Annotated in this window: 18 protein-coding genes and 1 pseudogene; 7 read left to right on the top strand and 12 right to left on the bottom strand. The window is 43.9% G+C overall.

From position 1 onward, the window contains the following. Positions 1–88: 88 nt before the first annotated feature. From OSC7112_RS42525 to OSC7112_RS32585, 4 genes and pseudogenes are all read left to right on the top strand, one after another. Positions 89–298, top strand: a pseudogene (locus OSC7112_RS42525) (type II toxin-antitoxin system RelE/ParE family toxin); the annotation flags it as partial. Positions 299–698: 400 nt separating this feature from the next. Further along, positions 699–920 carry a hypothetical protein gene (locus tag OSC7112_RS32595; protein ID WP_015179691.1) on the top strand — a complete coding sequence of 74 codons (222 nt, stop codon included), beginning with the start codon at positions 699–701 and terminating at the stop codon, positions 918–920. A gap of 321 nt (positions 921–1,241) precedes the next feature. Then, on the top strand, positions 1,242–3,329 hold the full coding sequence (locus tag OSC7112_RS32590) for a hypothetical protein (protein ID WP_015179690.1): 2,088 nt from the start codon (positions 1,242–1,244) through the stop codon (positions 3,327–3,329). A gap of 670 nt (positions 3,330–3,999) precedes the next feature. Beyond that, a complete protein-coding gene (locus OSC7112_RS32585; protein WP_015179689.1) occupies positions 4,000–4,635 on the top strand; it encodes a hypothetical protein in 636 nt (211 codons plus the stop codon). Between the two features lie 3 nt (positions 4,636–4,638). Here the strand turns inward: OSC7112_RS32585 and OSC7112_RS32580 are convergent, their stop codons facing one another. Beyond that, positions 4,639–5,703 (bottom strand): DUF5895 domain-containing protein, encoded by a 1,065-nt coding sequence (locus OSC7112_RS32580; RefSeq protein ID WP_015179688.1) that lies wholly within the window; start codon positions 5,701–5,703, stop codon positions 4,639–4,641. A gap of 83 nt (positions 5,704–5,786) precedes the next feature. On the opposite strand from OSC7112_RS32580, the gene OSC7112_RS32575 reads away from it, so the two are divergent. Continuing rightward, positions 5,787–7,721: a type IV secretory system conjugative DNA transfer family protein gene (locus OSC7112_RS32575; protein WP_015179687.1), complete on the top strand. Its 1,935-nt coding sequence runs from the start codon at positions 5,787–5,789 to the stop codon at positions 7,719–7,721. Then, positions 7,718–8,881, top strand: coding sequence for a hybrid sensor histidine kinase/response regulator (locus OSC7112_RS32570; protein ID WP_015179686.1), 1,164 nt, complete (start codon positions 7,718–7,720; stop codon positions 8,879–8,881). Before OSC7112_RS32575 ends, OSC7112_RS32570 begins: the two co-directional genes overlap by 4 nt. Before the next feature lie 81 nt (positions 8,882–8,962). Here the strand turns inward: OSC7112_RS32570 and OSC7112_RS32565 are convergent, their stop codons facing one another. From OSC7112_RS32565 to OSC7112_RS32540, 6 genes are all read right to left on the bottom strand, one after another. Beyond that, positions 8,963–9,295: a response regulator transcription factor gene (locus OSC7112_RS32565; RefSeq protein ID WP_051041638.1), complete on the bottom strand. Its 333-nt coding sequence runs from the start codon at positions 9,293–9,295 to the stop codon at positions 8,963–8,965. A 19-nt stretch (positions 9,296–9,314) separates the two neighbouring features. Then, positions 9,315–10,514, bottom strand: a complete 1,200-nt coding sequence (locus tag OSC7112_RS32560) for an ISAzo13 family transposase (protein WP_083888119.1) — start codon at positions 10,512–10,514, stop codon at positions 9,315–9,317. Between the two features lie 61 nt (positions 10,515–10,575). Then, the gene (locus tag OSC7112_RS32555) at positions 10,576–10,956 is read right to left on the bottom strand and encodes a response regulator (protein ID WP_051041637.1); all 381 of its coding nucleotides are present in this window, start codon (positions 10,954–10,956) and stop codon (positions 10,576–10,578) included. Between the two features lie 176 nt (positions 10,957–11,132). Continuing rightward, positions 11,133–12,428 (bottom strand): RNA-guided endonuclease InsQ/TnpB family protein, encoded by a 1,296-nt coding sequence (locus tag OSC7112_RS32550; protein ID WP_015179685.1) that lies wholly within the window; start codon positions 12,426–12,428, stop codon positions 11,133–11,135. Between the two features lie 252 nt (positions 12,429–12,680). Further along, entirely contained in the window at positions 12,681–13,391 is a 711-nt protein-coding gene (locus OSC7112_RS32545; RefSeq protein WP_015179684.1) for a hypothetical protein, read from the bottom strand. 128 nt (positions 13,392–13,519) lie between these two features. Next, the gene (locus tag OSC7112_RS32540; RefSeq protein WP_015179683.1) at positions 13,520–13,951 is read right to left on the bottom strand and encodes a helix-turn-helix domain-containing protein; all 432 of its coding nucleotides are present in this window, start codon (positions 13,949–13,951) and stop codon (positions 13,520–13,522) included. Positions 13,952–14,278: 327 nt separating this feature from the next. On the opposite strand from OSC7112_RS32540, the gene OSC7112_RS32535 reads away from it, so the two are divergent. Beyond that, positions 14,279–15,280, top strand: coding sequence for a hypothetical protein (locus OSC7112_RS32535; protein ID WP_015179682.1), 1,002 nt, complete (start codon positions 14,279–14,281; stop codon positions 15,278–15,280). A gap of 7 nt (positions 15,281–15,287) precedes the next feature. On the opposite strand, the gene OSC7112_RS32530 is transcribed toward OSC7112_RS32535, so the two are convergent. The 5 genes from OSC7112_RS32530 to ltrA (OSC7112_RS32510) form a co-directional block, all read right to left on the bottom strand. Beyond that, positions 15,288–15,626 carry a hypothetical protein gene (locus tag OSC7112_RS32530; protein ID WP_015179681.1) on the bottom strand — a complete coding sequence of 113 codons (339 nt, stop codon included), beginning with the start codon at positions 15,624–15,626 and terminating at the stop codon, positions 15,288–15,290. Positions 15,627–15,770: 144 nt separating this feature from the next. Then, complete coding sequence (ltrA, locus tag OSC7112_RS32525; RefSeq protein ID WP_015179680.1) at positions 15,771–17,483, bottom strand: group II intron reverse transcriptase/maturase; 1,713 nt, start codon at positions 17,481–17,483, stop codon at positions 15,771–15,773. A 608-nt stretch (positions 17,484–18,091) separates the two neighbouring features. Further along, the gene (locus OSC7112_RS32520) at positions 18,092–18,913 is read right to left on the bottom strand and encodes a DNA methyltransferase family protein (RefSeq protein WP_015179679.1); all 822 of its coding nucleotides are present in this window, start codon (positions 18,911–18,913) and stop codon (positions 18,092–18,094) included. A gap of 47 nt (positions 18,914–18,960) precedes the next feature. Beyond that, positions 18,961–20,235 (bottom strand): RNA-guided endonuclease IscB, encoded by a 1,275-nt coding sequence (iscB, locus tag OSC7112_RS32515; RefSeq protein ID WP_015179678.1) that lies wholly within the window; start codon positions 20,233–20,235, stop codon positions 18,961–18,963. After that, on the bottom strand, positions 20,222–21,934 hold the full coding sequence (gene ltrA, locus OSC7112_RS32510; RefSeq protein WP_015174455.1) for a group II intron reverse transcriptase/maturase: 1,713 nt from the start codon (positions 21,932–21,934) through the stop codon (positions 20,222–20,224). Before ltrA (OSC7112_RS32510) ends, iscB begins: the two co-directional genes overlap by 14 nt. Between the last annotated feature and the right edge of the window lie 563 nt (positions 21,935–22,497).

The following is a 22,497-nucleotide window of genomic DNA, read 5'->3' as shown; positions in this document are numbered from 1 at the left end:
TCATATTTTTGGGCAATTTTACTAGCTTTTCCATTTTAACCCTTTGGTGACATATTCGCCAAAGTGAGATGCACCCTTAGATCGGGCTGACGAGTTTTTAGATCGCGTTGAAGGAAAACTGCAAACCTTGGCACGTAATCCAGGATTGGGCAGAAGGCGTGAGGAACTGTTAGCTGGGTTGCACAGCTTTCCGATTGGTAACTATGTGGTGTTCTATCGGGAAATTGAAAATGGAATAGATGTAATTCGTGTTCTGCATGGTTCACGGGACATAGAAGACATTTTCAGTCGCGGCTAACTCGTTGTAATTCAAGTGCGTATTCAAGACGTAGTGCCTGCCAATATAGAGAGTTTGGTTGTGGAAGTGTTGCATAAATTTGAGTCAGAGATTGAATCAGGGGCATTAATTTTATTAGATGAAACGCGCTCTCGGGTTAGAATTCGGTTTCTTACACCGCGATTACTGACAAATCAGAGAATAAGGGTGCGCGATCGCACTTTGTCACTTTCTTAAAAGACATTTTTCTCGACTTCGTAGAAGAGCCCAGTGCTGAGAGCCGTTAGGCAACCTTCATAAAGCTGCCCCCTCCATTTAGAGGGGGTAATTTTTAGTAAACAAAATCGCTCATAGGAATGAAGTTGCAGGAACTCGATGCGATTTAAATTGGAATTGTTCACCACATAAACTCATAAAAACCATGCACACTCCATCAGTTGAACCTAATTCTGGATATAACAACTCCGGTTACGAATCGGAACCCGATCTAACTGTCGGTTACTCGTCATCAAGGGAAGTTCGTCAAGGTAATTTTGACGACGCTTACCAAGAAAATGTGTATGACTTGTCAAACTTAGCAGATACTCCTTGGACAGATTCAACAGTCCGCCCGAATCCACAGCTTGAGCTGGAGATTGATTAAAGAAAAAAGCGAAGATGGAGAAATGCAGTCCAGGACGCATCAACCTAAAAAACCCAGTTTCTCGTTCTCATGTTCAACCTAAAATGACGGAATTACATAGGAAGACCGGGTTTTTGGGTAATTCCTAAAATGGAGAGGGAGAGAGGTAGAGGAAGAGAGGGAGAGAGGGGAGAGGGGGAGAGGGAGATTTAGCTGATGGGTAATTTCTGCAATACTGTTCTATTTTTCGTAATGTTTTAAAAACCGTTTAAAGTTTTTCCAAATTAGAAAGAATAGAGCAGTTTTTTTTGCCTAATTTTAGTTAACATCAATAGGATTCCCATGAACAGTCCAAAGCAGTTAAAAAAAATAAGCCAGGTAGGCTCGGCTTTAATAGCTGCCAGTACACTCTGCCTAATTTTTGCTTTCATCTGCATTACTTTCTTAAGCTTTCCATTAATTGCTAGCGCCAGTCCCTTACCTACTAAAATTTGGGAAAAAAAACAATCTAGAGTTTTGCTGCCAGATTGGAGCCAGATTACCTTTAGTTCCCTACCCGCGGTTGCTAGTTCTGGAAGTTCTGGCGGTCGAAGCTGGCAAGCCGGCACTTCTGTTGACAACATCTTGAAGCTGGGGGACATTAACGACGTAAAACCTGAAATTCTGTCTTTGCAAGCAATTGAACAATTGGCACTAGGGGATATCAATTTAGAGAATATCAGCTTGTCCGCATTTCCCTTAGCTGGTAAGCAAACTGTCGGTCGCTTGGCTGAAATTGTTCCGAATCTGGGTCAATTTCAATTGAGCGATGTTCCTCCAATTGCTTCTTTATCTTCTCAAATAGCCGGAGTGAACCCTAACATCAACCAATTACCAATTGGTCAAGCTGTAAAACAAGTACCGCAACTAGCGCAGGCCAAACTTAACCAAATTGACCTATCTGAGTTTGCGCTCGCCCAAATTCCCAATCTTAATAGCGTAAATTTAGAACAGTTCTCTGGCTGGTCAGAGGAACTCATCAGCAATATTCCGCTGCTGAGTCAAGTCCCCCTTTCTAATTTTCCGGTTCCTATTGCGTCTATTGGCAGCACAATCATGCGAATTGACATGATTTACAGTCGGTACGAAAGCAAACGCTCTAATACAATTTCCGGTTCTGATGTAGAAGGATTTGCGGTAGCCTGCGAAAAAGATTGCGCTTATATCGAACTCGACGACATGGAAAACGTCGGTCGCCGCGCCACAGGGCCGCTAGAAGGCAAGCAGTGGATTAGCGGCAAATATCAGGAAGTACGAGGCGGTTCTGGCTGTTTGAGCGGTTGGGAACCGACGGGCCGGCATCCTTTTGGGGAAGTGTTTAAAGTAGTGGTAATGGAACCGTCAGAAACCAGCGATACTGTTGACACGGCTCTGTACTTCAGGTTTAATTTGCCCTGCGGTAAATCGCCTTACATTATTGGCCCGGTTCCGTTTCTCAGTTACAGCGTTAATTCGCCTATGTTTGTCGGTCGATTGGAGGGTGGTTCTTCTAACAGTATTTCGCGTTCAAAAGGCGTCGCACCTGAAACAAAACCTTCAAAGCCGCTGAGTTCAAATCAAACTAAAGAAAACCCTTTACCAACTCAGCCTCTACCTGAATCCAAGCGAGAGTGCGCGCGCCCCGCAACTTACGTTAACGGTGTGGATGTAGCTTCATTAGGGGAGGCGTTAGCAAAGCTTTCCGAAGGAATCGCCAATTTGGAAAATGCAGCCAGTGGCGACTACGAAGCCATTGGCGAGATCGTTTGTACCGAAGGATCTCGCAACTGCGGGCGGGCGATCGGTCGCTATCAGTTGATGAGTTACCAGGAAGACGTGCAGCGTGCTGTCAGCTCAATTCCAGGGGGGACTAACTTTATCCTGAACGTCAACAAAGGCCAAAAACCTACAAGAGAGGAACTCTTCCAATATTTTCCTCCTGCTGTTCAGGATAAACTCTTGCAAAATTCTCTAGCTGAGAACTTAGTCAGCAGCCAACAGGAAATTGACCCTAAAACTGGGCAGGTGTTCAAGGGCGATCGCTTAATTGAGCGAGTAGCACAGAAACACTTTGGGGGTTCTGGCAGTAAAATTGATGCCAGCTATTCCAACATTTTAGGTGGCTACTCTCTCAAACAGTACGGGGAAAAAGTTCGAGAGCTTTATAACCACAATACCAGCGACAATTGCCAAGCTAATTCTGGTGACAGCAGTGGCATCAGCAACTCGGTCGGCTCGGGCATTACTTTAAATGCTAGTTGGAGTATTAAGGTTGCGCTGTTCATTAGCTCTTTTTTGGGGGGAATGTGGTTTTTAATTCGACTTTTTCACAAGCGAAAGCAGCAAAATTTTCTGATATTAATCGGTTTGGGGATAGCAGTTACTCTTGGCACGGCTGCACTCTCCCATTGAACAAAGGGAAAGGGGAAGTGGAAATGCAAGGTATTAACAACTATAGGACTTACGCAAGACAGCAAAATTTACAGTATTTGTGGCCAAATGCACCGAAAAGCACCTACAAACACCTTACAAATAGTGTCTCTGCGTTCACTCGTGAACTCTAACACAATACGGTTCAAGTAAGAACACTCTAACTTCCTTTCACAAGTCTGTATATCCTAAAAATTCGTGAAATGGAATTCGTCTGAAAGGGCTAACCCAAGCGTAGTGGATTCTAACAACTTTTTCGCTAACAGGACGTTTTTAAGTGCTGAAAACATGAATTTTCTTACGTTTTTGTTCTGATATCTATTCCGAAACATTAATTTTATTGCATTTATGTTCTGACATCTATTCCGGTGGCATCGGAATGATTAAACCACAGAGAACGCAGAGGACGCAGAGAAAGAAAAGAGAGAGATTAATAATTCCGATATCAACGGATTTGATATGACTTGTTCCTAAGTTGTTCTCGCTCTAAATTGCATAGTCGTTTTATATTCCGATAAGGAAGTCATTAAAATTGACTGTAAACTTTAGACCTACAACAGCTTACTTAAGCAAAAAAAACTCTCTTTTCGTGTCTTTTTCTTCCGCTTTATTGTCCTTTTTTTTCTGTTATTTTGTATAATTGGAGTAACAAATGGTTGAACAAAATCGAGTTAAGCAAAAAACAGCAGGCAGCCAAAAGATTGTAAAACCCCCGGTTTGGTTAAATCAACTTGGTTACTGGTTTCGCATTGGTTTGACAGTTTTTACCGCCCTGTCGCTATTATTGGGGACAGTTGCTTGCACGAATTCTAGTTCAGCAACAACCGCACCAGCTTCTTGGCAACAAGCTTTGCGAGTCACTCCAAAAGAAACTTTAACCCTAATCGTAAAGGAACACAGCAGCCTTCCAGAACTCAAAGTAGCGGCTGGGCAAAGTGCAGCGGCGGAAGCAATTAAGAGAATGCGAGTGTGGCAAGTTAATGGCTCGGTAGGACGGCTGAACCTTTATGATTTCAATAATTCCACTCTGTGCGGCACAAAAGGCTGCCTTTATGTTGGCTACTTAATTCCTAATGATTCAAGTCAAATGCCAACAGAAGTATTTGCAGCTTATCTCGACCCCCATAAACCGCAGAAAACTCCTTTGTTTAAGGCTGACAGTTCCTCACACGAGGGTTTGCCTTGTCTAGGAGTGAATCAGCTTTCCAAAGAAGGCCGCCGCCAGCTTCAATTTTGCTACGACGGCCTTACCTATCAACTTGCTGACAGCCAGCTTTTCAGTAGTTAGTGTTTAGTAGTCTGCGGGTTCATCGAAGTCAAAATCTTCTGCTGAATCAACCTCAACTTCAACCTCAGCAGCCTCGGAAAATTCATCTAACTCCTCTAATTCTGAGTCTGTTCCTCCTTCAACTTGTGCAATTTTGCGAGGGGGTGACAATTTACCTCTATTTTTGCGGTTAGTTACGCTTTCTGGCAACGCCTGGACTTCAGGTTCCGCACCAGCAGCTATAGCTGGCAACTGGGCATCGCTAGCTTCAATGAAGCCAGCAATGCTATTGTGCAGTCCCCAAATCAATTTTTTTTGTGTTTTTTGACCGAGAAATAGCTTGTGAAAATTAGCATCTGTTGGCTGAGTAATGCTGTGCGTCTTGCAGCAAAAGGATTTATTTTTGCCTTCCCCTTCTTTAAGAGCTCTAAACTCGACATTCAACACTCCCAAAGAGCGCCACTTGTCATTTTTACCGCTGTAATCTCTCCCAAAGCAATCAGCAAATGCCCGTTCCAAATTGCGGTAAAATTCTTCTCTAGCGCTCTTAAAGCTCCAGAGGGCTACATTCTTGAAGCGGACGACAATCGGTACTTGATGCAGGGGTCGGTTTTTGGGATTTAGAAAGATGAGAGCGTGTTCCGAACACACTTCCTGCGTCTTTTTATCGAGGGAATCGCGATATTCGTCGTAAAGCCCAATAAAAGTACCTGCTAATTCTCCATTTTCTTCAATATCTTTGTAGCGGATGTACTCAGGCACAAAAGCTAATACCAACATTCTCGCTTTTTGGAGCAGTAAGCCCGTCACTTGTTCGGTTAGTTCGACCGTTGTCAATTCCTCTTGATTAGGCATTGCGTGCCACTCGGCTTTGACAAGCTGGTCGTTCGGGAGCAAAATACCTGCTGGGTTATCGTTAATCACGATTCCATAGGGCAAAGAGGGCTTGCGAGTTTGGTTGTAATCACTGTTGAATAGCTCCGGATCTATCTCGTAATAATCAGCACTCTTGTTCTTTTGCGTGTTGGAGTTTCCACTAGAATTCTGTACTGTCTTACTTGGAGATTTCGCGTTATTGCTTCTTACCATTGTTTACCTATTTTTGTCATGGTCTCCCCCTTGAGGCGATAGCCGCTATCTGAATCCTTTAGTTTTTTTAAGAGCTAAAAAAAATGAACAATTTGCAATTTTTGCCTAAAATTAACAAAGCTACCTTGGTACCAATGGCAGTTCAAGCTCCTAAACGTTCGTTAACTAGCATAGATTTTGGCGGGTTGTTGGGTCAGTTTATGAAGCCAGAGGGACTGGCAATGTTAGGGCTAATGGCAGGCTTACTTATTGCTTCCAAATTAGTTGGAAACGGGAAAGGTAAAATTACCTCCGGGCGGCTGTGCGGGACGGCTGAAAAATTGGCAGCCACAGGCTCTGCCCTCAAACAAATGAAAGAAAAAAAACGGCAGCCCGTTACTTTGTGGAGCGGTACGCCGACTTATTGGTTTAAAGGTTGTCAGGGATTGAGTGCTCGATTGCAAACGCTATTAGGTGCAAATCCGACGGTTTGGTTTCCCCACGCAGAACGCGGAACTTTAGTCATTGGTGCTCCGGGTTCTGGCAAAACATTCAGCGTCATTGACCGGATGGTTGAAAGTGCATTTCAGCAAGGTTTTCCTGCCATTATTTACGACAAAAAAGGAGACCAAATGAAACTGCTTGCACCCCTTGCAGTGCGCTACGGCTACGATGTGCAAGTGTTTGCACCGGGGGAAGCTTACAGCGGCACTATCAATCCTCTGGATTTTATGAGAGATGCACAAGATGCAGTAATGGCAGCAGAAATTGGACAAGTTATTGCTCGAAATGCTAGTCCGGGGGAGAGCAAAGGCAATGAGTTTTTCGAGAAAGCAGGCGAGTTGATGGCGAAGGGTTTAGTGCAGTTGGCAAAAAGCAGTCCTTACCCGGATTTAGCTTTTGTGTACGCAATTATTCAACTGCCTGATTTGGTCAAGCGCATCGACCACGCCGTTCATCGACCCGACGGTCATCCCCTCAAAATGGACAGGTGGATTGCGTCTAGTTTTTCGCAGTTATTAAGTTCAAAAGATGCTGAAAAAACTGTGGCGGGCATTAAGGCAACCGCAGAGGCAACCTACTCCAGTTTCATTCAAAAAGATTTGTTGCGGGCATTTATTGGTCGCAGCACCATTCCAATTGCTTTAGAAGGCAAAAAGTGCATTATTTTCAAATTAGATGACCAAAGACGCACTGTAGTGGGGCCACTGTTAGCTGCTGCTATTCACTTATGTGTGGTGTCTAATTTGAGTCGGGTACGTTCTGACCCATTTTTGTACTGCTTAGACGAGTTTCCGTCTCTCAAGTTCGACAGAATGGATCAGTGGGCTAACGAATATCGTTCTGCTGGCGGCGTGCCGATTGTTGGCATTCAATCGCTCAATCAACTCTATAATCTCTATGGGGATAAAAAAGGGGCTGCGATCGCCAGTGCTCTGTCAACTCATGTCCTCTTCAACCCCGGCGATTTTGAGACAGCCGAGAAATATTCTAAGCGTTACGGGGAAGTGGAAGTGCTGGTAAAAAATCGTTCGACCGGCAGCTCGACGGGGCAGCAAACGAGCCGTTCTGTCAACTGGAGCGAACAGTTGCAAAAGAAACCGCTGATTAGTCCTGACGAAATTCTGAGGTTTCCTCAAGGCAAGTGCGTCATCACTTCACCGGCCTACGCAACGGGGACAGAAGCTTTATTTCCCTACCCTCTCAAGATTCCGGTGCGGCCCGGCGACATAAAGCGAGCTAAAGAGTCTGAACAACTGTGGGACAGCAGCATCAGACCGCAGCTTGAAAGGCGGGCGAAAGCTTTGTCAGTAGAGCAGCAGACGGGTAAACTGCTCAATATAGATGAAGAGCTGGATCAGCGGATTCGATTCGCTCGGGCATTGCTGCCACATCCGAACGATCCAGAAGAACCCGTGACTGTGGCTGATGTTGAGTCGCCTGTTAATGCTGGTGGTGCGAACAGCGCGGCTGGGAAAATAGCAGTTGGCAATATTCGGAAAAAACTCAAAACTCTGTCCTTTGGTGGCGATAGATGATGGAGCAAACTAAACAATTTTTGGCTGACATTTTGATTGTTGACGATATTCCCGCTAACATTCAACTACTCTCTCAATTGCTAATTGAAAACGGTTACAAAGTCAGGAAGTTGATTAGTGGACAGCGAGCTTTAAAAGCAGTAGAGTTGCAAGCGCCAGACTTGATTTTGCTAGACATAAAAATGCCCGGTATGGATGGTTATGAAGTCTGCCGTCAACTTAAAGCATCTGAAGCTACTTGTGATATCCCTATAATTTTCATCAGCGCTTTAGATGACGTATTTGACAAAGTAAAAGGGTTTGAGGCGGGCGGTGCTGACTACATTATAAAACCTTTTGAGCCTGTTGAAGTGTTGGCGCGGGTATCTGCCCAACTTAAAATGCAGCGCTTGCAGCAGCAACTTCGCTGCGCTAACGTGCAATTGGCTGCACAAAATGTTCAGCTAAGCCAGGAAATTCAAGAAAGACAGCAAGCAGAAGCCAATTTAAGAATGCTGTTGCACGCTGTTTCGCACGATTTGCGATCGCCTCTATCAGGAATGTCGCTGCTGCTGCGAAGTCGCCTCAATGATGCTGGCAGTAACATTGCTATTGATAGGCGGACTATGGAGGTTATGGTGCAAAGTTGTTCGCGCCAACTCCAGTTGATTGAGTCACTAACAGCAACACAACAGTTTGATGTGAAAAGTGCTTCTTTAGCAATAAAGCCGCTGTCGCTGCCCACTTTAGTCCAAAATATTCTTATTGAAAGATTACCAATTCTCAACCAGCATCGAGTCAAGGTTAAGCAGCTTTTTGCAGCCGATTTGCCTTTAGTCAATGCTGATGCCCAGCAGCTCTGGCGGGTGTTTGGCAATCTGATCGACAATGCTGTTAAATACAATCAGTCTGGGTTTATTTTGACTGTAGAAGCTAAAAAGGAAGGTGAGATGGTTCGCTGTACGGTTGCAGACAATGGGGCAGAAATTTCTCCTCAGCAATGTGCAAGATTATTCGAGCCTTATACGAGGGGAGTTGGAGTTAGTTTAAGGCAAGGATTGGGATTGGGACTTTATATTTGCAGGCAAATTGTTGAGGCTCACGGCGGAGAGATTGGCGTTGATAGCGAATTGGGAAAAGGAGCGAGGTTTTGGTTGACCTTGCCAAAGTTTGAAGATTGACAATATGCCATAATTTGCTACGCGATAGCTACGCCTCAAAAACCACTTTTTTTAGAACAATTAGAAGCTGCATTCCAACGGCTAAACCAGCCCTAAACGCAGTGCTTTAACGGCAGCCTGGGTGCGATCGCTCGCTTCAAATTTAGCTATAATCATCTCTACATGACCTTTGGCGGTGTGGACGCTCATGCCTAGCCCAGCGGCGATTTGTTTATTGCTTTTACCCTCAACTAGCTGCTGCAAAACCTGCATTTCCCGTTCTGTCAGCTTGATGTCGTCATTCGCATAGCTTTCGGGCAGTGGCGTTTTGAGATTTTGCAGCACGCAGTCGGCAATCTTAGGGTCTAGGTAACTGCCACCTTCTTGCACAGCCGTAATCGCTGCTAGAAGTTGTTCTGCGTTAGAGACCTCCACAAAAAGAATGATCCAATAGCTATGTGGGTTTAGCGAAAATTTCTACAAACCATTTGTGAAGATTGGGGAGACGATGAATCTGGGTTTCAATTTCTGCCATAGCTAACTCCGAAAGTTTAACTCCTGTGGAGTAAATTGTTTCTACCAATGTCACCACTGGATTTTTATCCTTAAATGTGAGAGTTTTGGCGAAATTTACAACAGTCTCAACAGTGTCAAGTAAACTACCATTCCAATGCTTTTCTAACCAACCAAAACAACGTTCTATTGGGTTATATTTACTATGATAGGGCGGATAATAAGCTAATTGTAACGTCAGTTGAGATTGTTGGGAAAAATCTAAAATTCGTTTCATAAACTGAGTACGACGAGAATGATTTTCCGGTCCATTATCCTGATTGATGACCAATTTTTGAATGTGACTAAAACGGTGTTTAACAGTTTGCCACCAACTTTCAAGTAAGTCAACTATACAATCAGCCGTCAACTTAGAAGTAACGAAGAATAAAAATAGCTCATTGTACTCAGGCAGAAAAATACCATAGGGAATCACACTTGATTGAGTCGAAAAATCGTGGTCAACTGCAATAGTTGGCGTCCGATTTTTACCACCTCTATCAAATTCTCCAATCTTGACGGAAGCTTTGGCATCAATGGAAATTCGGAGAGTATTTGGGTTATTATCGGCTGCTGTATTGACTTGTTCAAGTTGTTCAAAAATGGCTGAGGTCTCGGGGATTTTTTTGACTGGTTTAGTTTTCAAAACTCGTTTTAAGGTATAACCCAAATCATTCAATCTTCTTCTAATTGTTTCGGCGCTCGGTAGTTCTTCATCACTATAACCAAATTGTTTAATTAATTGACGACGGACTTCATTGGCAGTCATGCGCGTATATAATCGTGTACTCTTAAAGCTAGGATCAGTTTGACTGTGTGGGTCTACTAACGATGTAATATCTTTCAATAAGTTGGGTAATTTTGTTTCAACCCGCTTTCGTCCACTGCGCTTGAAACCATCGACAATTGGCTCACCACTTTTCAATTCTTTCATCCCTTTACGGATGGTCCGTCTATTCCATCCTAACTCCCGTTCTACTAACGTTTGTCCACCTATTCCTAAATCTTTGACTACCGATGCCATGAATTGTCGTCTGTCTGTCCCCTTGAGTTTTTTAGCTGTTTCGATGTAAAGAGATTTGGCGTGTTCGGTCAGTTTCATGATAGATTTTAGAGACATAAGATAGGCTGCACACTGAAATTATATTTTGACTATTATAGGATCAATCATTCTGTGGCGTTCTCTTAGTGCCTTTAACGCAGTAGCCGTGAGCGCCGCTTGACAAAGCCGCCATTACCTGAGTTGGATTGCTGTGGTGGGTGAGCATCAGGATGCGAGTATGCGGCAGTGCGGCTCTGATTTGCTGCGCGGCTGCAATACCGTCGATTCCGGGTAAGTCAATGTCCATCAGCACGATGTCTGGTTGGTGTTGCAGTGCAGCACTGACGGCTTCGTTGCCGTTAACAGCTTGTGCGACAACTGTTAAATGGGGTTGGTTATTGAGGATATGCTGTAGACCGAGCTGCATCATCGGGTCATCTTCAACTATCAGGATGGTTTTTAGTTGGCTTGTTTTTGGTTGGGTGGCGGTAGTTGCAGTCACGGCTAAGATTCCTACTACATTTTATCCATAGTCTATTGTTTTTCCTCATATTAAAGAGTGTCATCCTCCTATGGAGAGAAGAAAAGTATTGATTTTTGGGCAATTTCGTCGGAAGGTGGATGTCTATCGATAGGAGGATGGTATTGACACTCCCCGGTCTGAAGACACGGGGATTCTTAAGGACAAACTTTGGGGGATGAACCCACCCAAAGTTTGATTCTTAAAGGGTTTGTCAGCAACCCACTACCCACTCGCTCAACAATTGAGTCTATGGCTACATTTGATTTTCGGATGATATTGGCAGCACCATTTACATCTGCATTCAGTATTAATCCGCTCGCCGAACGGTACAAACCTCTTTTGATTCTTTTACCTGATGGTTGCCAATTGTCAGGTTTTTCACCAACTTTAACTGGCAGAAAATCTCGGTCTAAGAAGCTGGCTTTTGAAGTGTAAGATTCATCCTGTTCTACAAATCTCCATCCTAGAGAATCGCATTCTTGTTGTAATCTTTCTTTGACTTTAGCTGTCGGTATTTGGACAAAGTTCTGATTGGTTTTTTCTCCCATATTGACCTCTTGCTTCTGTCCTTTATTCCAACCAAAGGCTATGACATTAATTTGGTAACTTTCGCAATAATCTATGATAGTTCTGACAGCTTTATTAACCGCATATCTCATTCTTCTGGCGCGATTTTCCGATAACTGTTGCAGTTTTTTTGACGAGAATCCTTGAGGTAGCTTATGTCGGGAATGTTCTGATTGAACTCTGGCTTTTTGTTTGTTAAACTCTTGGTTCCAAGATTTCAGCTTATGACCATCAATAATAAATGGCTTACCATTGCTAGAAACACAAGTTAGCCAGTTGTTGATACCATGATCTATGCCCAGAATCCCTGTTACTTCGAGACTACAGCTAGGAGCTTGCTTGGTAAGAGATTCATGGACGTATTCAATCCAGACCTTACCATTTCTAGGGATTAACCTGAGTTCTTTAATCTGGCAACCCTTAAGCCTTTCTGGTAGTGGAATCCAGAGAGCATCTGTCCCGAAGTGTTCTTTCCCTTGCTTTCCTAGAGGGAGTCTTACCCTATTGCCGACTATTTTTAAGGCTTGTCCCGGATAGGAAACTTGGTACATACCGCCTTTGGTTCTGTACTTAGGCAATCTGGGTTTTTGATTGATTTCCCCTTTTTTGGCTAACCTTTCTAAGGCTCGGAAAGAGCTGAAAGATTCAGCAACAGATTTAAGGGATTGTTGCGCGACTTGCGAGTAAAGTAAGCTGTAATTCTCGTTAGTTTTAGCAATCCTGTACAAGTCGGGATATTTAACCGCACTTTTGTCTTTAAAGTATCGTTGCCGACTTTCGTAAGTCCCGACATTAAACAGATTGTTTGACCATCTCAGCAGTTGCTCTACAATGGATTTGTCGAATCCCTTTAAATGCCAGATATCTTTTTGTACTGCATACATTTGACTTTCACCTCCCTTGATTAATTTTACTGCATTTGGTAGTTGGGAAATTGGTAGGCAGGATAAATCCTGCGATGCCCTTTCATCCCTGGACTAAAGTCACAGGGTTTTCAGGGAGTTTTTTATAAAGTCGATTCTCCCGAGTTTTAGGTGATCATAAAAATTCTAGTGATGCGGCCCGAAAAGCCCGCGTGAAAGGATCACAATACCGTTTCCACTACAAATCCAGGAGAGTCATAAAGTCTGAACAGATTAGATCGACACTTCGTTGACTTCATCCAAATTGATTTCATCCAAATTGATTTCATCCAAATTGATAGCTGTTGCTACTTCCTTCGGTTGAGGTGTTAGATGACCATTAAGCTTGATAACTGTTTGTTTTCTCTCTCGTTCAATGGTAGTCAAAAGCCAATTTTGAGTGTGTCGGTGTTGCTTGCTGTCCCAGGCAAACAGAACTTTTTCTGCTGGTTGAGTCGGGTGCAGTGCCAAAATAATCAGTTGTAGCTTGTGAGGCTCGATCTCGAAGAATTCGGCAGCTACCCATAACTTAACTCGGTCTTGCCAAGTCAGTACAGGATGGCGAATCGCCCACTCAAATAGTTTGGGCGTCCCTTTGACTAGACCCACATTTGCACGGACTTGTATCACTTTAAATGGAGGAGAAGGGGAAGAATTTTCTTCTGTCACTCCCCTTTTTGCTCGGTCTAGTTTTGTTTGAATTGGAATGTCAACAAACAGTTTTCGCTGCGGTAAAAACAGTGATGGCGATAGTTCTTTGAGCTGGAAAACCCACTGCTGGAACTGGGGGTGACTGTTGAGAATTGGCTCGACAGGTAATCCCATTAAAATTTGCTTGACAAGCAGTTGCAAGCGTTCTTGAAGATAGGAAGGAACAAGAGGCGGCTCTTGTAGTGGGCTAGTATGAATAGTTTGATTGAGGTCTGATAGAGTAAGGAGGTACATTGCTCAGAGCATAAAAGACTGAGCAATAGCGGCGATCGCCAGAAGTCAGGGGGGAAGTGGGGAATGAGACAGTGATTTTTCCGGCTTCTCAACTGAAAACCGTAAGGGTGCAGGCTGCTTGTTACTAACTATACAAGTTTGGCTAAAAATGCTACTGATGAAGAAATGATATCGGCAATATCATCTGGATCGAGGGAATAAATCTTTGCTAAAACTTCTTTTTTAATTTTTTCAGAGCCTATCCTCTTGCTGCCACTCACTTGACTTATCGCCACCTCATCCAAACCGCCTTGATAAACTGATAGGGATATTTCTCCATCCAAATAAAGTTGCAGAGTCTTGGTACTGCCACCGCTTAACTTTGCCAGTTGCCGAAAGTTCTTAGAATCGGATTCGGGTATCGTTTTCCCTTTTAACCACCGATATACGGTTGAAAAATCTACTCCGATAGCGGACGCTAAAGCGCTTTGAGTCCAGCCTTCTTTCAGCAGCAGCTCGATCAACTGAGTCAGCCGCTTTTGGCGATCGAGTATGAGAGAAGACACAGAGCTAACAGTCACAAGTGCTTACCTGACGCTATTACCGTACACTATTTTACTTTCTGTAGCATAGAAATTGTTGTCTAACCTCTTCGCTACAAAAGGGAGGGATTGAGACAAGACCTTTTGAGAATCAGGTAAATTACCTGGCACTATACATCATATAAGGTAAAGTCCTTGTGTTTGCAAGGTTTGAGCAATTTTTTGACGATCGCATTTTTGACTGCCCCTGCTGTATTTTACCGCCTTTCTACAAAATTTGAGCAATCAAAGCCTTAATCGATTACGCAACTACCTTTGCATTATGCAATACTTAATCTTGCACCGTGCAAAAAGGACGGAACATCAATGTCATCCTCCAACACAGTTCGCGGTTCTGATGCAAATAACTTCTCTGTTGTTCCCAGCGCTGAACTCCCTGCGAGAGTTGCACAGGACTGCCAGCTAAACAAAGCCGACGCTAAAGATTTGTCTGCTCAGAGCAGTACGCTCACTGATGCTGAAGCATTAGAATTAAGCAGCTTGGAAGCTACAGTCGAACGGAGCTTGAAAGCTTTCTGGGAAATAGGGCAAGCTTTGCGCCAGATCCGGGATCGCCGCCTCTACCGACAAGACTTCTCGACGTTTGAAGACTATTGCACTAATCGGTGGGAAATGTCTCGTCGCTGGGCCTACCAACTGATTGAAGCGGCAACCGTCTATGAAAATGTGCGCCATGGCGCACCAATTCTTCCCGCCAATGAGCGCCAAGTTCGCCCTCTAACAGCACTACCCTCCCAAGAGCAGCCTAGGGCTTGGGCCCAAGCCGTTTCTACTGCTCCGAATGGCAAACTTACGGCTTTTCACGTTGCCCGAGTTGTTGAAGAACACCAGAAAAAAATTTCGAGGAATAAGTCTAACAACGAGAGCAGTTCCAAAAACCAACGAACTCAAACAGCCAATCATCCGTCAAACCGTGAAATTTCAGCATCCACTCAAAAGAATGCTGGGGAATTGGGAGCAACATCCAGTCAGACAGAAACTCCATGCCGAAGCTGCTGGAATTGCTATCATTGCAGTTTTGAGCCTGTTCAAGACGACCCTCACAGTTTTTATTGTCAAAAGCTAGGCAAACTAAGCTTTATTGAGAAAGATGGTAACGAACGAGGATCTAAATGTAAATTGTGGCTCGATCGATGGATCGAGCCAGAGTTAGTCAAAAAGGCAAAACGAGCCCAACGAGATACTTTTACCTTAACTCTACAGCTCCCGATACACCTGCAAGCCCAGATGCAAGATGCGGCTAAAACTCAAGGGCTGGCTGTAGTAGATTGGGCAGCACAAATCCTTCAAGCAGCAGTTGGTAAGTAGTATTGGGCTAGAATTCGTCTAAATTAAACAGCGTAAATTGGTGAGGAGATGTTGTCGTTTTTCTGGATCGGCGTTTGCCCTTAACAACTTCTTGAATTACTGGATTTGAGTGAATTGATGTCTTCTCATTCAAGTCAATAACTTCTGAGCTTTCTCCTGAACTTATTTCATGTTCGACTGGACAATCAGTATGATTTTTAGCCTGAGACTCGACAGGCTCAAACCACTCATTATACCAGTAAGCAGCGTTTATTGATTGAGGTCTATCGCTACTTAAAGTATTGCCAAGGAGCAAATCAGTTTGACCCAACCACCAAATCGGAACAGCCAGCCAAGGTGAAAACATATAAAACTGAAACAAAGCACATTTTAACAGAGTAGGGTTAGAGTCGATAGAAGTCTTGCGACTTCTACCTCTCCTTCAAAACCGTGCTTGCAACTTTCACTGCACACGGCTCCTTGATAATTCCACCTTTGTTATAGGTACGAGTTAGAACGGTGTTTCGTCAAAGTTCTTATTTAAGGAACCATCCGAAGCCGTCTTTGTATCGTGGCAATATCTATGCAGAAGTTGTAGATTGTCATGGGTGTTTTTGCCTCCCAGACTTTTTGGTTTAATGTGGTCAACTTCTACAATGTCTGTATCTGTAAAGTACAAACCGCAGTGAGAACAACGCCCTTTTTGTTTCTTAAGTAATTTGGCTTCCCGTGTTGGGATACCAGGGTATGTTCCCCTTCGCGCACTCCAATAAGACCAGTCTCCGTTGTAAGGACTAACCTCGCCTTTCACTTTTACGTGCCGTACAATTGCCGTGTCAGAGTGTGAGATTAATTCGTGTCCTTCGGCGGTTCTGAAACTTTTGTTGGTTTTTACTGTTAACCAGTATTTGTTGTACCAACTGCCGTCCCCTTTCCCCCTCGATTTGCCCCATGCCATTAATTTTTGATAAGTTAAGTAGTCAACCGTTGAGTAGGTTTCCTTACTACAGACTGTCGAGTAATAGTTTGACCAGCCCCTAATGATTGGGTTCAGCTTGCTAATTAAAGCAGCTTGTGGGGCGGTCTTATGGGTATCTATTACCTCAGCAATCTTGGCTAGATGCACCTTTATTTTGGCTGGGGAGGGGGTGATTAGTGTTTTAAAACCGAGCTTAATAGTTCCATTAGACGCAGCCCGGTAGTATCCTACTTTGTGCTGTTGTACATGGAATCCTAGAAACTCAAACCCAACATTACCATCAATCTTAATGAGGGTGTGGGTTAATTTTGTCTTGCTTGCCTTTAATTCCAATCCCATGTCACGCAACCATTCCGCGATTATCTCCTGACATTTCTTAACCACGCTCAAATCTTCGTGCATGATTACGAAGTCGTCAGCATAACGGATTAGGCTGAGGGCTTGGCGGTTATCCCGTTTTTTCCCTTTTAGTGTTTCCGCGTATTGCTTGACTCTATTCTCCATACCATGTAGGGCAATGTTAGCCAATAGCGGGGATATTACCCCACCTTGCGGCGTACCCTCATCTGTAGGGAATAGCGAACCTTCGGCACAATACCCGGCTTTGAGCCACACTTTCAACTGATGTCTAAGTGTTGGGTATGTGTTTACTTTTGCGAGTAATGCTTTATGGTCTATGCGGTCGAAGCATTTGGCAATATCAGCGTCAAGCACGTATTTGGCTTTCAGACGGATACTGTTGAATATTGCCTCAATCGCATCGTGACAGGAACGCCCTGCTCTGAACCCGTAACTGTTAGGCTCAAATTGCGCCTCCCATTCTGGCTCAAGCGCTGATTTTACTAGCGCTTGCAAAGCGCGGTCTTCGATTGTAGGTATTCCCAGTGGTCGTTTTTCGTCGCTACCAGGTTTAGGAATCATAACCCTTCTAGTGGGTTTGGACTTCCCGGTAACTCTCAACCGTTTAACCAGTTTTACCCGTTGAATTGGACTGAGGGATTTTACCCCGTCAATCCCAGCGGTATTCTTTCCCTGGTTGTCTTGGGTAACTCTACGTACCGCAAGACACTTTGCAGACCAAGACCTAATCAGGGTCTTCTGAAGTTTGCGAACTGCTTTGACATCACCTCGTAAACTCGCTTGGAATATCCGCTTTTGTAACTTAAAAGTCACCCGTTCTAGCTTGCGCCATTTGATGTCTTTCCATTCCACCGTCTGATTGTTCAGCGTATTAGATTTATTCATCACTACTTGTTTTTATTCCTTTGAAATTACCGAGTATCTGTCAGCATATCTCTGTCATTACAACAGAGCATTCGCTTTTGATACCATCCCGTCCTTAATTACCGTTCGTTAGCTACTTACTGGATTTCGACCTCTCCAGAGGTAATTAAGGGTTATTTCGTTCCGATTACACATTTGATTGAGTCTTTAGCGCGATGCTCTCCACCGGGTTTATGGGCGGTGCTTATAAGTCGGATAGACAACCGCTTATGCCCTATCCTTGCCTTTTGGCTTGGTGTTAATCAGCTTTTTACCGTATTTTCAACGGGTTTATGCCTTGATTCAGTCTTTTACACCATTTCAAGTGTCGATGGTTCAAACACATCTTTGCTTTTGCTACGCATGGACTCTTACGTAATAGTTACCGAGGCGACTCCCCGACTTCTACCTTTACCCCCGCTTTAACCTATTTGGTTGCTACCCAATAAATTAGGGGGTACGTTTTCACCTCTGCACTTGAGGGGAAGGACTAACCGCACGGCGGCGCACCTTCAAATGTAATCAGTTGTCACTAACTGCCTGAGCAGCTAGGCTGACCGTCCCATAAGGGTTTGACCCCTTATTTTAGGTTAAACGAATCGCACGTCTATATCTTGACCGATACCGCTCAGACAGTAATTCGACTGTGTTAACATTAAAGCACCCGTACCGCACGCAGGTTCATTGAAGCTGGAAATTCGCTCTGTTTTATCGCCACTGACTAACTTAGATATGAACTGACACAAAGCTAAGGGTGTCGGATAAAACCCTGAACTTTTTTGAGCAGTCTTTCCGCAAATTTGGGGTAGCAGTCGGCCCATATAATCTTCAGGATATAGCATGAGAATTGACAGGTCAAACATCTGATAAAGACGCATTGATGCACCTTCACAGCCGGCGGGTTCTTTGGGTAACATTTTATAAGCTGGATGTCCGAATGCGAACAAAACCCAGTCCAAGAAAAACTCCAAATAGTCCCAAGCTGACCAAGTTTTCCATTCTCCATGTTGAGGAATGCAATTGAGACTGTCATCTAGCATGGCTTCTGCGGTAGGAGAATGCTGCCATTCGATTTGGGGAATCGGTTCTGCTGGCAAAGTTTCCTCAATTACAAATTTGGGTAAAATTTCTGGTTTTCTGTTCTCCAGAATGGCTAGCATTGGCTCCATCTTCCACCGCATCCAGGCATGAGCGGGGACAGCTTGACACAAAGCCCAATAATCCCACCTTCCCCATAAACATCGGTCTATTTGTGCGAGAATTGTTAAAAGCCAGCCATGCTTTAAATCTCGTGTGAGGTTGGGGATTAAAGCTTGGTTTTTCTTTTGTTTATAGGGTTGATTTCTGAAATGTAACAGCGTTGACTCTCTAATTTGGGAGTCAATGATTGGCAAGACAAGCTTGTTTTTCATCAAAATAATGGGTAGAAAGCCCGTCTTAAAAAACGGCTTTACTTGAGTTAAAATTGGTATGAATATCCATCTTTCCTCTGAAGAATATGACAGTATTTGTGGCTAATACCTTGTACCAATTCTTTTGCCGAAATATTGAAAGAGCCACTGCTGCGAACAGCCACTCGACCAATATATTGACCAACTTTCTTTCCACTGGTTACTACTGCTTTAACAATGTCGCCAGTTTGAAAACCTTTGACAAATTTGTCACGAGGTACATAACGAGATGGAAAACCAAATTTATCAGTGCGGCACATTTGTCGAGTGCCGTGACCGTTGGCCTTGATTAACAATGGTTGAGTGGTTAACACAATTAATTTATCAACCTTGCCAACACAAGCAGCATCAAAATAATGAGTTTTGGGCAACTCTAATCGAATGCGATTGTATTTTGTCTGCCCGCCGGAACCCGTCGTAACAGGTAATCCCGTTAGCTTGAGTTGATTAAACAATGCCCAGCGGGTTGAGTTGACGGCGGTAGCATCTTTGAGTGGTTGTTTGACTTGTGCCATAATTTGCTTGAGCAAATCTGGCTTCTTTAAAAGGAAGTCGTTAATATCTTGAGTACCTTTCTTGAGATTACATTTTTCGCAAGCTAAACACAGATTAGAGATTCGATTGCTACCTCCTTTTGCCTTGGGATGAATGTGCTCTACCTGCAAAGGAATATTTTCTACCTTGCAGTAAGTACATTTTCTCTCCCATTTGTTAAGCAGATATTCTCTGATTTCGTACCCAAGTAATTCGCCTTGCTGATATCCGACCCCATAAATTTCAGGTTTCTCTAGTTGTTGAAGGTCGAATCGAACTAACTCCATCGCAATACTATTTACGGGTGCAAATTTGATGAATTTGTTGACCCAGGTCAGCGTAGTATCTACTCGATGTTTTAAGCTAGGAGCTAGCCAACCTTTCGGACGAATGCGATTTAGGAAACGCGCTTGACGGTAGCGGGTATGTCTAGCTCGACGACTTCTACGGATAGCACGACGAGAATCCAAGCTAGCTTTAATTGCTTGTCCTCTGTGATTTAGCTCACCTACGAAGATGATATTTTCACCTTTTAGTAGCGCAATTCCCGTAGTTTTACTACCGGGATCGAGTTTGATCTCGTAGCTTGCGGGGCGGAACGCCATCGACTGTTCAGTTGTATTGACAGCACGTTTAAGGTCGGGTAAGAGGGCATACGTCGCCGTATCCCTCTCCCCAACGAACCGGACGTGACACTTTCGCATCATCCGGCTCTGGCATTCTTGGACTCCGAGGTTATTTAGTACCATGAACTTTCCTGTGACAAATTTGGTGAAGGTGTATAAGATTGTCGATTTCATCTGTGCCTCCCTTTGTCACTTCAGTTATGTGGTGAGTGTGGATTTGTTCTCCGTTTAGCAGGTAGTCTCCGCATTCAGTGCATCTCCAGTGCTGGAATTGAGCCACTTTGTAGAGCTTCGAGCCTTTAGCCCATACGCTACTACCCAGTTTTGATTGGCGTTTCTTCCAGTAATCTACTTTGGTTGAGTCATCTGGACTAGCTGCGCCTTCAACCTTTGTATGTCTCAGGATTGGGATGTCACTTACATCTTTGAGATAAAGTCTCTTTCTTTTTCCTGTTCTATCCTTAGTGTCGGCAAAGAATGTCCAGTGGTCATTTCCCAGTACGGTAAAGTATTTGTTCTTGACCCTTTTGAGATGTTTCTGGTGGTGTCGTCTTTTACACCATTGCCATAGCATTTGTACAATTCTATGGTTGAATGTAGCGAAGATTTCCTTGCTGGAGCAGTGCCTGTAATAGTTCGCCCATCCTCTTAGTATAGGGTTTAGATGTTTGATGACTTCTTCCGGTTTTACCGTTTTGTGTCTTTTGAGCCATCCTCTAATTTCTCTGAGTTTGGCAATCATCTTATCCTTTTGAGGTTTGCAGAGCGTGGTTCCATCTGAGTAGCTTCGGATTGTAAAACCGAGGAAGTTGAACCCATTTCGCTTATTGACGATGTTGGTTTTTTCTTCGTTCAGTTCTAGTCCTCGCTTTTTCAGCCATTCCTTGATTTCAGGCAGAACGGCTTCCAAGTCTTCCTTTGTTTCGGCTGTGACAAGGAAATCATCGGCATATCTGATGTACCCAAATCTAGGATAATACCTGTTTGTGTAGTAGGTTTTGCCTTTGTATTCCCCACTCTTGCTCTGTTTGACTTTCTGGTGGTTGGATAATACTTCTCCTTCCAGTCCGTCTAGGGCGATGTTAGCCAGAAGTGGGCTAATGATGCCGCCTTGGGGAGTGCCTGTTTCTGTTGGGTTAAACTTGTTAGCCTCCACGTAACCTGCTTTTAGCCACTGTTTAATTAGCTCTTTGCTAGGAATTTCTCCGAGAGCATTGAGTATGTATTCGTGGCTGATGTGGTCAAATGCTCCTTTAATATCTGCGTCTAGAACCCATTCATCGCCTCCTTTTCGTAATCGGGTATGAACTTGTTCTATCGCATCGTGACAGCTTCGCCCTGGTCGAAAGCCATAGCTGTTGGCTTCAAATCTAGCTTCCCAACTCGGCTCCAGTGCGTTTTTGACCACTGCTTGCATCACTCTATCTTTGAGAGTTGGTATCCCCAAAGGACGCTTTTTACCATTTGCTTTTGGAATGTATATCCTTTTAGCAGGTTTTGCTTTCCAAGGGTTCAGCTTCAGGATTTCGTGTATTAGTTGGATTCTCATCTGAGGGTTGAGAGCAAGTTGGTTATCCACGCCTGCTGTTTTCTTCCCTTGGTTAGTTTGAGTGACCCGTCTAACTGCAAGTAGCAGGTTGGACTTACTTTTTAACATGAGTGAAGTAAGGCTCCTGACCTTATTCCACTCATTCCTCTGAGTCGCACGATAAATTCTCTGTCTGAGATTTCTCACCACCTTTGTAGCAGCTTTCCAATTAAGGTCTGCCCATTTCTCAGGTAATGCGTCTGTTCCGATTTCGTTACCGAATCTATCTTTCACAGAAGTTTGATTTCCTTACGTTGGTTTATCGTTAAACACCTGCCAGAATTTGGCTTCCTTTCAGTTGGAGCAAATCTTGAACTCCTATCTGTGGCATTACCCACAGCATTCGCTTTTTCTGGCATCCTTTACCCTCTAAGTATTCTGCTTTCCTTACGGTTGGCTTACTCAGACTTCGACCTGTACTGAGAACCTATAGGGCTTTCCGCAGTTCTATGTGTTTGAGATTCGTCACGGGTCGGGTTCCATCTCTACTCCGGCGGGATTATATTTCGTCGAACTAGAGAATCATCAACTCTAGTTCTACCCACTTACCTTTTGGTGAGAGTGTTTCAGCCTTATTTCACTCTTTATTCATCACGAAGTGTGCAAACGATGGTTACTGGTGATTAACCCTTTCGTGCTTCCCCTTGCTCCTTTCCAACTTAGGCTGTTAGATTAGGCTACTTTCGTGGTCTGCATTCCATTAGGTTCATTATTTACTACTAACGTGACCGGGGTATCGTGACCCTTTTACGTGGGGACAACGGGACGAAATCCGTTGGGAGAGAAGGCTCTCCACT

Source organism: Oscillatoria nigro-viridis PCC 7112, from assembly GCF_000317475.1.
Taxonomy (GTDB): Bacteria; Cyanobacteriota; Cyanobacteriia; order Cyanobacteriales; family Microcoleaceae; genus Microcoleus; species Microcoleus nigroviridis.
Note: the sequence above shows the minus strand (reverse complement) of the source record. Positions and strands in the feature narration are given on the sequence as shown.